Annotated in this window: 12 protein-coding genes and 1 riboswitch; all 12 genes read left to right on the forward strand. The window is 43.1% G+C overall.

What is annotated here, in order from left to right; all coding sequences use genetic code 11:
• Nucleotides 1–63 precede the first annotated feature (63 nt).
• The 12 genes from ACQKEV_RS02665 (at nucleotide 64) to ACQKEV_RS02720 (ending at nucleotide 13589) form a co-directional block, all read left to right on the forward strand.
• Nucleotides 64–1233 (forward strand): thiolase family protein, encoded by a 1170-nt coding sequence (locus tag ACQKEV_RS02665; RefSeq protein ID WP_427443105.1) that lies wholly within the window; start codon nucleotides 64–66, stop codon nucleotides 1231–1233.
• Nucleotides 1230–2000, forward strand: coding sequence for a 3-hydroxyacyl-CoA dehydrogenase (locus ACQKEV_RS02670; RefSeq protein ID WP_427443107.1), 771 nt, complete (start codon nucleotides 1230–1232; stop codon nucleotides 1998–2000). The genes ACQKEV_RS02665 and ACQKEV_RS02670 overlap by 4 nt, the downstream gene beginning before the upstream one ends.
• Nucleotides 2001–2012: 12 nt before the next feature.
• Nucleotides 2013–3161 (forward strand): acyl-CoA dehydrogenase family protein, encoded by a 1149-nt coding sequence (locus ACQKEV_RS02675; protein ID WP_427443109.1) that lies wholly within the window; start codon nucleotides 2013–2015, stop codon nucleotides 3159–3161.
• A 47-nt stretch (nucleotides 3162–3208) separates the two neighbouring features.
• Nucleotides 3209–3760, forward strand: a complete 552-nt coding sequence (locus ACQKEV_RS02680) for a nucleotidyltransferase family protein (RefSeq protein WP_427443111.1) — start codon at nucleotides 3209–3211, stop codon at nucleotides 3758–3760.
• Nucleotides 3761–3934: 174 nt separating this feature from the next.
• Nucleotides 3935–5221 (forward strand): DUF4139 domain-containing protein, encoded by a 1287-nt coding sequence (locus ACQKEV_RS02685; RefSeq protein WP_427443113.1) that lies wholly within the window; start codon nucleotides 3935–3937, stop codon nucleotides 5219–5221.
• Between the two features lie 4 nt (nucleotides 5222–5225).
• The gene (locus ACQKEV_RS02690) at nucleotides 5226–6311 is read left to right on the forward strand and encodes a metallophosphoesterase (RefSeq protein WP_427443115.1); all 1086 of its coding nucleotides are present in this window, start codon (nucleotides 5226–5228) and stop codon (nucleotides 6309–6311) included.
• Between the two features lie 76 nt (nucleotides 6312–6387).
• On the forward strand, nucleotides 6388–6999 hold the full coding sequence (locus ACQKEV_RS02695) for a DedA family protein (RefSeq protein WP_427443117.1): 612 nt from the start codon (nucleotides 6388–6390) through the stop codon (nucleotides 6997–6999).
• A 9-nt stretch (nucleotides 7000–7008) separates the two neighbouring features.
• Nucleotides 7009–7836: an undecaprenyl-diphosphate phosphatase gene (locus ACQKEV_RS02700; protein WP_427443119.1), complete on the forward strand. Its 828-nt coding sequence runs from the start codon at nucleotides 7009–7011 to the stop codon at nucleotides 7834–7836.
• 665 nt (nucleotides 7837–8501) lie between these two features.
• Nucleotides 8502–8957, forward strand: coding sequence for a hypothetical protein (locus ACQKEV_RS02705; protein WP_427443121.1), 456 nt, complete (start codon nucleotides 8502–8504; stop codon nucleotides 8955–8957).
• Between the two features lie 80 nt (nucleotides 8958–9037).
• Nucleotides 9038–9214, forward strand: a riboswitch (cobalamin riboswitch).
• Nucleotides 9215–9396: 182 nt separating this feature from the next.
• Nucleotides 9397–11622 carry a ribonucleoside-diphosphate reductase subunit alpha gene (locus tag ACQKEV_RS02710; RefSeq protein WP_427443122.1) on the forward strand — a complete coding sequence of 742 codons (2226 nt, stop codon included), beginning with the start codon at nucleotides 9397–9399 and terminating at the stop codon, nucleotides 11620–11622.
• 13 nt (nucleotides 11623–11635) lie between these two features.
• On the forward strand, nucleotides 11636–12676 hold the full coding sequence (locus ACQKEV_RS02715; protein ID WP_427443124.1) for a ribonucleotide-diphosphate reductase subunit beta: 1041 nt from the start codon (nucleotides 11636–11638) through the stop codon (nucleotides 12674–12676).
• 499 nt (nucleotides 12677–13175) lie between these two features.
• Nucleotides 13176–13589: a VOC family protein gene (locus tag ACQKEV_RS02720; protein WP_427443126.1), complete on the forward strand. Its 414-nt coding sequence runs from the start codon at nucleotides 13176–13178 to the stop codon at nucleotides 13587–13589.
• Nucleotides 13590–14070: the final 481 nt, after the last annotated feature.

Genomic DNA, 14070 nt, shown 5'->3' on the forward strand with positions numbered 1-14070 from the left:
GGATAGTTATGTAAAATAATAGTGAGTGAATATTCATTCAATTCCGATTAAAGAGGTGTAACGATGAAAGAAGTCGTGATAATAGAAGGTATACGTACTGCAGTTGGTCGGAGAAAAGGGAAGTTTGCCCTAACACGACCGGATGAATTGGCCGCAATTGTTTTAGAAAAATTAATCGAACGTGCCGGAATTGATAAAGGGGACGTAGAGGATATCATATTAGGTTGTGTCTCACAGGCTGGTGAGCAAGGGGGAAATATTGCCCGAACAGCAGGATTGATTGCTGGCTTTCCTACAAAGGTGCCTGGCACAACGATTGATCGTCAATGTGGTTCTAGCCAGCAAGCGGTCCATTTTGCTGCACAGGCAATCGCTTCCGGCGATATGGACATCGTCATTGCGGGTGGTGTTGAAAGCATGACACGCGTGCCGATGTTTTCAAATATGGGAGATGCCAAGCCGAGCAAGAAGTTAACGGAGCAATACGAAATCATCAATCAAGGATTGTCGGCCGAACGAATTGCGGAAAAATGGAATTTATCGCGGGAACAGTTGGATGCATTTTCAGTTCAAAGTCATGAACGTGCATTTCAGGCGATTGCAGAAGGCCGATTCGAAAAAGAAATTGTGCCAATTGAAGTGACGAATGAAGTCGGTTCAACGGAGTTGTTCTCTATTGATGAAGGTCCAAGAGCAGGAACTACACTTGAAACACTGGGCGGATTAAAAACGGTGTTTGATGAAAACGGACGAATTACGGCCGGCAATGCGAGTCAGATGAGTGACGGGGCATCAGCTGTACTGTTGATGTCGCTTGAAAAAGCCCAGCAATTAGGTTTGAAACCACGTGCACGAATTCATACACGCGTTGTTGTTGGATCTGACCCAACGCTTATGCTGACGGGGCCGATTTCCGCAACACAAAAAGTATTAGAAAAAGCGAATTTAACCATTGAAGACATGGATGTTTACGAAGTAAATGAAGCGTTTGCTCCTGTGCCGCTTGCCTGGTTAAAAGATACAGGAGCGGACCCGGATAAGTTGAATGTCAATGGTGGTGCCATTGCACTTGGTCATCCACTTGGTGCTTCAGGAACGAAACTACTTGTCACTTTGCTACATGAGTTGGAACGCACAAATGGTCGATATGGACTTCTAGCGATTTGTGAAGGAATGGGCATGGCGAACGCAACTATTATTGAGAGATTGCCAGAATCGGAGGAACGTTCATGAAAATTGCAGAAGTCATTGCTATCGTAACCGGTGGTGCATCTGGACTTGGAGAAGCTACCACGCGAAGACTGGTCGCTCAAGGTGGGAAAGTCGCCATTTTTGACTTGAATGAACAACGCGGGAGTGCGTTGGTTGAAGAATTGGGTCATGAAAATGTAGTGTACTTTCAAACGAATGTAACGGATGCACAGCAAGTAGAACAACAAGTAGCAGAAGTAATTGCTCATTATGAGAAAGTGAATACATTAATTAGCTGTGCTGGGATTGCGACACCAGGCAAAGTAGTCTCGCAAAAAGGACCGCTTGCACTGGAACGTTTCGAACAAGTCATTCAAGTGAATTTGATCGGTACGTTTAACGTATTACGCGTTGCGGCTCATGCGATGCAACAAAATGAACCAAATGAAGAAGGGGAACGTGGGGTTATTATTAATACCGCGTCCGTCGCAGCTTTTGAAGGGCAAATCGGCCAAGTGGCATACAGTGCATCTAAAGGCGGTGTCGTTGGCATGACGTTACCGATTGCCCGTGAGTTTGCTAGAGACGGCATTCGTGTGATGGCGATTGCCCCTGGATTAATCGAAACGCCGTTGTTCAAAGGGTTGCCGGAACCAGCACGAGCGTCCTTGGCAAGTTCTGTGCCTTTCCCGAATCGTCTAGGAAAACCGAGTGAATATGCGCAATTAGTAGAAAGCATTTTAATCAATCCAATGCTTAACGGCGAAGTCATCCGTTTAGACGGTGCCATTCGCATGCAACCAAAATAAGGAGGAATCATAATGGGGAAATACCGTTTTGAGACAGATGAGCACGTGATGTTCCGTAAGTCCCTTCGCAAGTTCATGGAAAAAGAAGCTGCTCCACATTACGAGCAGTGGGAAGAAGACCGTATGATTCCTAAATCGTTTTGGCGCAAGCTTGGGGAAATGGGTTATTTGAGTCCGCAAGTGGAAGAACAATATGGCGGACTGGAAGTAGACTTCAGGTATGCGGTCATTATCGGTGAAGAATTGGAACGAGTTGGTGCGAGCTTGACGGGTGTTGGACTGCACAATGATATTGTGGTTCCTTATATAGAAGCTTACGGAAATGAAGAACAGAAATCCCGCTGGCTACCTGGTTGTGTAACAGGCGAACATATCACGGCCATTGCCATGACAGAACCAGGAGCGGGATCTGATCTCGCAGCAATTCAAATAACGGCGGTTCGTGATGGTGATTCTTATATCGTGAATGGTTCTAAAACCTTTATTACGAATGGCATCAATGCGAATCTTGTTGTGGTCGTTGTGAAAACCGATACGCAAATTGAGCCGAAGCACCGGGGAATCAGTTTGCTCGTGATTGAAGAAGGCATGGCAGGATTTACACGTGGACGCAAACTGAATAAAGTCGGCATGCACGCGCAGGATACAGCAGAATTGTACTTTGAAGATTGTCGGGTGCCAGCTAAGAATATGCTGGGCGAAGAAGGAAAAGGCTTTACTTATTTAATGGAAAAGCTGCAACAAGAACGACTAATGGTAGCTATTTCCGCTCAAACCGCTTCTGAAGATATGGTCGAGATGACGCTCGATTATGTGAAGTCCCGCAAAGCATTCGGCAAGCCAATCGGGGCGTTCCAAAATACACAATTTAAGTTAGTGGAGATGAGCACGGAAGTCGAACTGGGGCACTCATTCCTTGAATCGTTGATTGAAGATCATATGGCCGGGAAAGACATTGTCTCAAAAGTGTCGATGGCGAAGTATTGGCTGACGGATACGGCCAAGAAAATTTCCGGGGAATGCCTGCAGTTGCACGGGGGATACGGCTATATGGAGGAATATAAAATTGCCCGTCGCTACCGTGATATTCCTGTCTCTGCGATTTATGCCGGTAGCAATGAAATCATGAAAGTGATTGTTGCGAAGAAAATGGGATTGTAGCTTAGACCATATGTGAGACCAAAGAACGGTGATAAAAGAGGGGCAAGATGAAATTATCAAATGAACAAGATATTGTAAAAGTCATTTCTATTGACGGTTGGATGATGAAGGTGATTCGACAAGCAGCAACACTCGGGTTGCCTGATTGGTGGATATGTGCTGGCTTAATTAGGGCAAAAGTTTGGGATGAATTACATGGATTCTCTGAAAAAACGATACTTCCTGATGTAGATGTCATCTATTTTGATTCTAAAAATACCGACGAATACATTGAAAAATTCTATGAAAAAGAATTAATGAAATTAGACCCTACCATTCCGTGGTCTGTTAAAAACCAAGCAAGGATGCATAAGTTGAACAAGGCAGAACCCTATACATCCTCAATGGATGGGATGTTAAAGTTTCCAGAGACAGCAACTGCTATTGGCATATCGTTGGATGAAAAAGGGGAACTTCGTTTATGTGCTCCATATGGCGTCACAGATTTATTAACCATGAAAATATGTCCCACGCCTTTTTTTAATGGATCACAAATTTATTTTGACAGACTTAAGCAAAAAAACTGGTCTGCCACTTGGCGACTAGTAAATGTAGAGTAAGCGGCAGGAGTTTTTCTGTCGCTTTTTTAAAATTCACCTATTTTATCAAGCTCATCGTACGGATATTCAGGCATCCTGAGAGAGGAATCTCCTTGCTTTAAAGACAACGTATCGTAACAAGATTCAATGCATATCATGATATACTTTCGAAAAAACAACGAGGAGGTGCCGCATATGCCGACCAACATCCCGAGTAGCCTGAGGAAAGACTTGGCGCTGACAATTTACAATGATGGATTTGCGTTAGTTCAAGAAATCCGTTCCATTCCTCCACTTTCAGACGATCACATCGTTTATTATACGGACGTGCCAGAACGCATTGAGTCTAATTCCGTGCAGGTAAAAGGTCTCAAAGTCACCGAGCTTACGTATGAATATGATTTGGTCGATAGATTGAAGCTGCTGGAAAAGTATGTCGGGCATGAAATCAGGCTCGTCAACAAAAAAACAGGCGAGGAAAAGACGTATCTTTTATTAGATGTCCAAAACGGTCTGGTTCTGGCAGATATGGTGACAAGAGAAATTGTGCTCGATGCAGAAGGCGAAATACGGTTACCGGATGGTCCAGAAGAAGTGATGTTAAAACCTACACTCGTCTGGCGATTTAAAGAACAGACAGCAGAAGATGTACGCGTTACGTATTTAACACGAGGACTTAGCTGGGATGCGGACTATGTGGCCCAAATCAGGGAGAATGATTTTGACCTGACGGGATGGGTCACGATGACGAACAACTCGGGCATGACGTTTGACGAAGTAAAAGTAAAACTAATGGCGGGTACGGTGAGTCGAGCACCAATGCTCAGGCAAAAAACGATTGCTTTTGAGCAGAATGTGTCTGAGATGGAACCTGAACGTCAAGCATTTGGTGAGTATTACTTATATACGCTGCCTGAAAGACTGACGCTGGCTAATCGTCAGCAAAAGCAAGTTCAGCTTTTTTCTGCTTATCAAATCAAGTCCCATACGGTGTACGAAGTGGACGCGTACAGTAATCATCCAACCGTGTACTTTACGTTCCGAAATGATGCGGCAAATGGTCTTGGCTTCCCACTGCCACGAGGAAGATTCAAATTGTACAAAGAAAATCCGAACGATGGATCCTCTGAATTTATCGGGGAAGATTTCATCCCGCATACGGCTGTAGGGGAACTGGTTCGTATTAAATCAGGGGAAGCTTTTGATGTCACAGTGGAAAGTGATGTTGTGGCTGAATACAAGAAAGACGGCTACGAATACGAGGAAGTCGTTTACTTGATTCGCAATCAAAAGGACCAGCCAATTGAACTAATTATCAACCACAGCACAAGTTATGGCATATTTAATGTGGTCGAATCAACACATACATGGAAACGGAAAGATGACGATATACAAATCTTTGTGCCGGTTCCAGCAAAATCTGAAGTGAAAGTGGCATTTACGATTCGGTATGACCGAAGACAAGATGTAAAGGTGAATTAGCAAAATGAAACGTATCAGCATAGGCACTCTTATTCTAGCAATTTATACATTACTCGTATTTTACTTTGGTTATAGCACCTATCAATGGCTTCAGACATGGGAATTATCGATTCATCCTGTGTTGTTCGGCTTTCTGTGGTTTGTCTGTGCTTTTGGCTACATCATCGGCAAGTTCAGTCATTCACTGAAGCATTTCAGTATGATCGGGTCGTACTGGTTTATTGTGATGCAGTACGGCTTGATTTTATTTCCTTTGGCAACCCTTACTTATTTTGTCCGACCTTCGGAGCAAACGATTTTTATGACAGGAAACGTAGTGGCGGTTTTATTTCTTATCATTTTCATCGCAGGTACATATATGGCCTTTTCACCAGTTGTTCGCCATAAAACCATACATATCAACAAGGATTCTGGTTCCTTGCGCGAGTTAAAGTTGGTACTCGCTTCTGACTTCCACTTAGGTCTTCTTTCCAACAAAAAGCACTTGCAGCGGTTTGTGAATTTGGCCAACAAAGAACAGCCGGATTTGGTGTTGCTGGCAGGGGATTTGGTGGATGATGATCCGATTTGGTTTGTGAAGGACGGCATGTCTGAAGTGATGAGGCAGTTGAAGACAACATATGGTGTTTATGGGGTTGTCGGAAATCATGAGTATTACGGAGGGAAAATTCCACTTCTTGTAGAGGAAATGAGGGAAGCGGGCGTCCGCATGTTGTTAGACGAAACCATTTGTGTGGAAAATGCGTTCTATGTAACGGGCAGGGAAGACGCGACGAATGGAAAGCGACAGTCTTTGGAGAGTTTGAAGCCAGAGTTGGACGAACTTCCATGGTTTGTAATGGACCATACTCCTTTTGATTTGAATACGCCGGCTAAACTTGGGGTTGATGTGCATGTATCTGGGCATACGCACCGGGGGCAGATGTGGCCGAATCATTTATTCACAAGTCGTTTGTTCGAGCTTGATTATGGGTATAAACTTAAAGGTCTGTTGCATGCTTTTGTGTCTTCAGGCTTTGGATTTTGGGGTCCACCGCTTCGATTGGGTTCCCGTTCGGAGCTTTGGTCGATTAAAATTACGTTGTCATGAAATTAACATTGGGAAAAGCCCATTAATCTTGTTACGATAGAAGATGGAGATAAAATAGTTTGCTTGGAGGCTGGACATGGAAAATTGGATTACTGACATTATGAGCCAGTACGGTTACATAGGCATATTTTTACTGATTATGCTTGAAAATATTTTCCCTCCGATACCGTCAGAAGTAATTTTGACGTTCGGTGGTTATATGACAACTCAAACATCAATGACGCCAATTGGAGTTATTTTAGTTTCAACTGCGGGTTCTGTTGCAGGTGCCGTCATTCTTTACGGGATTGGTTTATTGTTGGACGTTGAACGGTTGGAAAAAATCGTGGATCGTTGGGGACGCGTGCTGCGCTTGACGAAGAAAGATATTCATAAAGCAGATAAATGGTTCGATAAATATGGCATTTGGACAGTCTTGTTTTGCCGCTTGATTCCATTGATTCGCAGCTTAATTTCGATTCCTGCCGGGATGTCGAACATGAAGTTTGGACTATTTTTGTTATTTACGACAATAGGAACACTTATTTGGAATACGATTTTAGTATCGGTCGGAGCGGCAGTGGGCGATAACTGGGAATCAATCGTTGGTGTAATGGACGTATATTCAAATATTGTGTACGTATTAATTGTCCTTGCTGGGCTAGCCATTATTTGGTGGTATTTACGATTCAGAAAAAGAAGAGCATAAGGAGATATTATGGAACTATTTGATTTACTGAAAGCGTTAATATTGGGGTTTGTGGAAGGGATGACGGAGTTCGCTCCTGTTTCTTCTACCGGACATTTGATTATTGTGGATGATATGTGGTTAAGAACTTCTGAGTTTCTAGGGAAATATTCGGCCAATTCGTTTAAGATTTTTATACAGCTTGGCTCGATTATGGCGGTAATCGTCGTGTTCTGGAAACGGTTGTTCAGCTTGGTTGGTCTTTATAAAATGAAAGACACCACTCCAGGTTCACAGTTGAAATTGACTCATGTTCTTGTTGGATTAATTCCAGCGGGTGTACTTGGCGTATTGTTTGAAGACTATATAGATGAACATTTATTCCGTGTTGAGACGGTATTAATCGGTTTGGTTGTCGGTGCAATTTTAATGATTGTAGCTGATAAATTCGGTCCGAAAAAACCAAAAACACAAACGCTGGATCAGATTACGTATAAGCAGGCATTTACTGTAGGGCTTGTTCAATGTTTATCTTTATGGCCAGGGTTTTCACGTTCAGGTGCAACCATTTCCGGTGGTGTATTGTTCGGAATGAGTCACCGTACAGCTGCTGATTTTACATTCATCATGGCAGTTCCAATCATGTTCGGCGCGAGCTTCTTGTCGCTGTTGAAAAACTGGAAAGATATTGATCCAAATGATACTTCATTTTATATCGTTGGATTTATCAGTGCCTTCGTATTCGCATTGATTTCTATTAAGTTCTTCCTGAAGTTGATTGGACGTGTGAAGTTAACACCATTTGCGATTTATCGCTTGGTTTTAGCGGCAGTGTTGTTCGTGATTATTATTTTATAGTTGATTCTGAAACGGTCTCTTTTTGAGACCGTTTTTTTGTTGTGACAAACATTTAATTGAGTGAATATAACCACATATTAGTCACGAAAATTGTTGATTTCCTTTGCGGCGGACGCGTTTCGCGGGCACGGCCTCAGTCTCCTCATCACTTCGTTCTTGCGGGGCCTTCAGCTCGCGCTGTTCCCGCTGAAAAGATATTGGTCGAATGGCCAATATCTTTGCGACGAGTAACCGCAGGAGCAGTCTTGTTTTCGCCGCCTCCACTCCAATCAACAGAAAACTCTTCTGCTAGCGTTTCACTTCAAAATATTTAAATAGGAAAGTGGTCGGCTATTTCTGAAGACTCCTGCGGAAAAACGGAACAAGCTAGACCCCACAGGATCAGCTGTCATTGACAGCTGATCCGAGGAGGCTGGCGTTTCGTCCGCGGAAAGCGAAAGAAATAGCCGACCACCTTCTTTTTGGAACGAGAGTAAAAAGAAAAACGTCATTAGTCTGAAACGCGAATAGAGGCTCCCGTTTCGCGAATAGACCTGCAAAAACCGCGAATAGAGTTAAGTTGAACCTTGAATTTTGCAGGAAGCATACTATTTTTGTCGAATATAAGTGAAATGAAGCGTTAGAGATTAAAAACAAAAGGCTTTAGAGAAAAGAGGAGCTATAAAATGACTGAGACCATAACAATCGATCACCGGTCAATCGCAGTTCGCTTATTCAATGAAACTTGGGATTTGATAGAGAAAAAAGACCGCACGGGTGATGAAGATTCACAAATGCTCGAGAAAACATATGCTTCGCTTTATCATTGGCGTCAAGTTGGTACGAAGCTTAATTTGGCTAGAGGTTACTGGCAAGTGTCACGGGTACATGCCATTCTGGGTCATGGCGATGCGGCATACTTCTACGGAATTGCCAGTGTCGAATTGTGTGAAACGGAAGGATTTGGCGATTTTGATTTGGCGTTTGCTTATGAATCTGTTGCCCGGGCAGAAAAGTGTAGAGGCAATTCCGAGTCGATGAATATTTGGTCGGCGCGTGGACGTGCAGCTGCCGAACAAATCGCCAAAGAATCGGACAAAAATTATTTTTTAAGCGAATTAACTAGTGTGGATAAGGGTTGAACGAATTTGAAGGAAATTCATCTATTGTAAGTGAAAATACTATATGTTAGATTTGTTTTTATGATAAACACAATATATAGTGTAAAAACGATAAAGAGGTACCAGTAATGGTTTAAAAGGGAATTCGGTAAATGCCGAAGCTGTCCCCGCAACTGTAAGTGTAAACGACCATACAAAGTCCACTGTGCATCCGCATGGGAAGGCGTATGGAAGGATAATACACGAGCCAGGAGACCTGCCTTTTTTATCGACGAAGCAACACTTTCTTCGGGGGTTGAGGAGTGGAAGCGAGCTATTTGTAGCGAGCAGAATTCCATTTTCTCGCAAACCAATTGAACTCCTTTCCATTCTTTCAATCATGAGCGATGGCTCAGCCGAAGAGGCTGTTCCATCGCTTTTTTGTGTTTCTGAAATTGTTAGATTGGAGAGGTGCATACATATGGTGCAAAAAGTTTTAACAGAAAAAGAAATAGTGATAGATCAACTGCTGGAGAAGTTTAACGTTGATGAGTTGGGTCCGTTGTTGCGATCCCACGAAAAATGGCTGAAGAAAAATCCTCAAGCAACCGATGCACTATGGTCACAGGCAATGGTCTTAGAGTCTCTTAGTTATTTAGATGAGGATGAACCATTCTGGACTTTTGTTGCTGCACATATTTACTTGGCACAAGTTTACAGCGAACTCGCTAGCAGTCGGAACTGTTCAAGTCGTGATGTGTATAAGTATTTTAATAGACACCTCAATGACTTAACGGATAAGGGGTTATATGATGTAAGTCTCCTTCAAGCCTATACAAGTGAAGAAATCAAAGAGTTAGGCGAAATACTTGAACCTGAACGCGATCGACTGTTTACATATATCGGATTAAAGACATTGATGGATCGTTACGTAGCAAAAAATTACGATCATTCACCCGCTGAACTGCCTCAGGAACGTTGGCTGATTATTGCCATGACGTTGATGCAAAATGAGAAAGACAATCGTTTGGAAAAAGTGAAAGAGGCTTATTGGGCGATGAGTAACTTGTATATGACGGTTGCGACACCGACGCTTTCCAATGCAGGGAAACCACATGGGCAATTATCGAGCTGCTTTATCGATACGGTTGACGATAGTCTGCAAGGAATTTATGACTCCAATACAGATGTTGCCACGCTTTCGAAATATGGCGGGGGAATCGGTATTTACATGGGAAAAGTGCGAAGCAGAGGTTCTTCAATTCGTGGGTTTAAAGGGGCATCGAGCGGAGTATTGCCATGGATTAAGCAATTGAATAATACCGCAGTCAGCGTGGATCAACTCGGTCAACGACAAGGAGCAATCGCTGTTTACCTGGATGTTTGGCATAAGGACATCTTGCCATTTTTGGACCTTAAGTTAAACAACGGAGATGAGCGGCTGCGTGCGCATGATATTTTCACAGGTGTATGCCTGCCGGACATTTTCATGGAGAAAGTAGAAGCACGAGAAGAATGGACCCTGTTTGATCCACATGAAGTACGCTCGGTCATGGGGTATTCGTTAGAAGATTTCTACGATGAAACCCGTGGAGGAGGTTCATTCCGGGAGAAATATCAAGCATGTGTAGCGGACGAGCGGTTATCGAAGGAAATTGTGCCGGCTATTGATATTATGAAACGCATCATGCGTAGCCAATTGGAGACCGGTGTGCCATTTATGTTTTACCGTGATGCAGTAAACCGTATGAATACAAATAAGCATGAAGGCATGATTTACAGCAGTAATTTATGTACTGAAATTTTTCAAAATATGAGTGCGACACAATTTGAATCGATTACGTTAGAAGACGATGTCATTGTGACACGCCGAAAGCCGGGCGATTTTGTCGTGTGCAACTTATCTTCCATCAATTTAGGGAAAGCAGTTCCGGCTGGCGTGTTGGAACGATTGATTGAAATACAGGTGAGGATGCTCGACAATGTCATCGATTTGAACATGATTCCTGTTCCTCAAGCTGAACGAACGAATGCAAGATATCGTGGAATCGGTCTAGGTACGTTTGGCTGGCACCACTTATTGGCATTGAAAGGAATCCGTTGGGAATCGGATGAGGCAGTGAAGTTTGCCGATGAATTGTACGAAGAGATAGCTTATTTTACCGTCCGTACATCTATGAATTTATCCCGTGAAAAAGGACCATATCCATTGTTTAAAGGATCCGAATTCCATACGGGCGAGTACTTTGCAAATCGAGGCTACAGCAGCATGAAATGGCGTGAACTGCGTTTAGACATTGCGATGAATGGCATGAGAAACGGCTATTTGATGGCGATTGCACCGAATTCTTCTACTTCGATCTTAGCAGGAAGTACGGCAAGCATTGATCCGATATTCCAGAAAAGCTATTCAGAAGAGAAGAAGGACTATAAAATTCCGGTAACAGTACCTGATTTGAATCAAGAAACAACTTGGTTTTATAAGTCCGCGTACTTCATTAATCAGCATTGGACATTAAAGCAGAACGCCGCACGTCAACGCCATATCGACCAAGGGGTGTCACTGAATTTGTACGTGCAGAATACCATCAAGGCAAAAGAGTTGCTGGACTTACATTTAGATGCGTGGGCAAGTGGTTTGAAAACGACCTATTATGTGCGCTCCACTTCGGTGGAAATGATAGAATGCGAATCTTGCTCAAGTTAAGGAGGAACTATGGATGACAACGATTGAAAAACGAAAGCTCATGGATAAAGAGGCACCGAACCGTTCGACTGGCATCGTTAATGGGGCTTCATCTAACATATTGAATTGGGATGATGTCCGGTTCAGTTGGGCATACCCGAAATATAAACGGATGCTCGGAAACTTCTGGACACCGTTTGAAATCAATATGGGTTCGGACGTCAAACAGTTTAGTGGATTGAATGACGCGGAGCGTGAAGCGTTCTTAAAAATCATCGGTTTATTAGCGTTGCTCGATAGCATTCAAACCGATTTCGCAGGGAAAGTCGCGGACTACTTAACAGATTCAAGTTTGAATGCACTCATGATTATTTTGGCGCAACAGGAAGTTATTCATAACCATTCTTACTCCTACGTGCTATCAAGCTTGGTATCGAAACAGGAACAGGATAAGGTATTTGATTACTGGCGCACAGAACCGGTGCTCGCGAAGCGAAACGATTTTGTAATGAAGGGGTATGAAGCCTTTTCAGATAAGCCAAATGTGGATTCATTGTTAACTGCGATTGTATATGATGTTATTTTGGAAGGGCTATTTTTCTATTCGGGATTCGCCTTCTTCTATCATCTTGCACGTCATCAAAAAATGGTCGGTACGAGCACTATGATCAACTACATCAACCGGGATGAACAAATCCATGTCGATTTGTTCGTGAAAATATATCAGGAACTGTTACGGGAATACCCTCAATACGATACCCCGGAAAGAGCGCATGAAGTTCAAAGGATATTTAAAGAAGCGGCATCTCTTGAAGTTGAATGGGCACGTGAAGTGATCGGAGATCGAATTGACGGTCTGGACGTAGAGGATGTGGCAGAATACATTTGCTTCTATGCAAATGTCCGCTGTGCTCAGCTTGGATACGAACGCCCTTTCCCGGCATATCGCAAAAATCCGCTGAAATGGATTAAAGCATATGAAGAAGTGGACTTAGGCAAAACGGACTTTTTTGAGCAAAAGTCCCGTCAATATGTGAAGGTTAATGTACAAGACAATGGGTTTGATGATTTGTGAAATGTGTTGGATCGGACTGTTTCATAAGGGGTGACGACTTTGGTGCTGATCGCTTTGCTTCGCAGCCTTTACTATGGTTGTGCTGAACAATACGAGACCTGATAATTGATGATTTTCAGACGTGATGCCTTATTTTTCACACGTCAGCTCCATTTTTTTACACGTCAGCTCCATTTTTTCAGACGTGATGCGCCAAAAGTCAGACTGAGCATCCGCTCACCCAATAAAATATAGTTGATTGATGCTACTCACATTTCTTCGTAGTGTTAAATTGTGGCTCTCCAACAAATCCTTAAGATAAAACAGATGTGTCGAAATCCACTCGAACGCTTCTTTCGAGTTTGTTGGCGCAAGGCCGCGGAAAGCGGAGCCATTTTGAGGAATATCAGCCTTTTAATAATGATTAATATGAAAAAAGTCATTAACTTTAAAAGGCATTCCGAGACATCTGGCGAATCTTATTAAGGAGTATATTTTATCTTCGAAGGAGATGCATGAGATGAAACCCGTAACACCTTACTTAACTTTTTACGGCAATGCCAAAGAAGCGGCAACTTTTTACGAAACAACTTTCTCGTTGGATAACTTAGGAACGATGAAATATAGTGATGGTGATTTTCCACATCCACCAGAAGCTAGTGACTACCTTATGCATTGTCACTTAAGCGATGGAACCTTCAACCTTATGTTGGCTGATTCACCAACTCCAGGCGAAGCGGGAACATCGAATGTCGCCTTGATGATCGAATGTGAAAGCGATGAAGAAGTAAATAGTCTATACAAAGCATTATTAGAAGGCGGCAAGGCAGTCATGGAACTTCAGGAAACATTCTGGGGAGCCAAATACGCTAAAGTGCAAGATCAATTTGGCTATACGTGGGACTTGAATTTCCAAAAAGACAAAACAGAATAATTGCGTGAGACAAATGGGGCTGCCGGGGAACTGGCAGCCTTTTTGATGTGCCATGAACCCATTGTTGATGCTCTTCTTAAACACGTCAACTAGTGGTAAATAATATTCTTTCATTTTATTGGCACATGATAGCCTAATATTCGTAATAAATGTCAGGCAGGAATCTCCACGAAGACTCCTGTGGGAATACCTTGAGCTGAAGCCCCCCGTAGATGGCTGAAGCCAAGCCCATGGAAAGCAAAGTAGCGGTTTCTGCTAATTCTTTCAAAAAGGCTATGAACCCTGGGTTTACCACTTAGTGATAGAGAGTCATCATAAATGGTATTGGCACATGACAGCCACATACTGTAATCAATGTAAGGCAGGAACCACCACGAAGACTCCTGTGGGAATAGCTTGAGCTGAAGACACCCCCGAAGGTGGCTGAAGCCAAGCCCACGGAAAGCGAGGTGGCGGTTCCTGCCAATCTTTTAATTTGGGT

Source organism: Paenisporosarcina sp. NPDC076907, assembly GCF_050269735.1.
GTDB lineage: Bacteria > Bacillota > Bacilli > Bacillales_A > Planococcaceae > Paenisporosarcina.

Coding starts and splice junctions, on each gene's coding strand:
- ACQKEV_RS02665 (WP_427443105.1), top strand. CDS start 64: ATGAAAGAAGTCGTGATAATAGAAGGTATACGTACTGCAGTTGGTCGG.
- ACQKEV_RS02670 (WP_427443107.1), top strand. CDS start 1,230: ATGAAAATTGCAGAAGTCATTGCTATCGTAACCGGTGGTGCATCTGGA.
- ACQKEV_RS02675 (WP_427443109.1), top strand. CDS start 2,013: ATGGGGAAATACCGTTTTGAGACAGATGAGCACGTGATGTTCCGTAAG.
- ACQKEV_RS02680 (WP_427443111.1), top strand. CDS start 3,209: ATGAAATTATCAAATGAACAAGATATTGTAAAAGTCATTTCTATTGAC.
- ACQKEV_RS02685 (WP_427443113.1), top strand. CDS start 3,935: ATGCCGACCAACATCCCGAGTAGCCTGAGGAAAGACTTGGCGCTGACA.
- ACQKEV_RS02690 (WP_427443115.1), top strand. CDS start 5,226: ATGAAACGTATCAGCATAGGCACTCTTATTCTAGCAATTTATACATTA.
- ACQKEV_RS02695 (WP_427443117.1), top strand. CDS start 6,388: ATGGAAAATTGGATTACTGACATTATGAGCCAGTACGGTTACATAGGC.
- ACQKEV_RS02700 (WP_427443119.1), top strand. CDS start 7,009: ATGGAACTATTTGATTTACTGAAAGCGTTAATATTGGGGTTTGTGGAA.
- ACQKEV_RS02705 (WP_427443121.1), top strand. CDS start 8,502: ATGACTGAGACCATAACAATCGATCACCGGTCAATCGCAGTTCGCTTA.
- ACQKEV_RS02710 (WP_427443122.1), top strand. CDS start 9,397: ATGGTGCAAAAAGTTTTAACAGAAAAAGAAATAGTGATAGATCAACTG.
- ACQKEV_RS02715 (WP_427443124.1), top strand. CDS start 11,636: ATGACAACGATTGAAAAACGAAAGCTCATGGATAAAGAGGCACCGAAC.
- ACQKEV_RS02720 (WP_427443126.1), top strand. CDS start 13,176: ATGAAACCCGTAACACCTTACTTAACTTTTTACGGCAATGCCAAAGAA.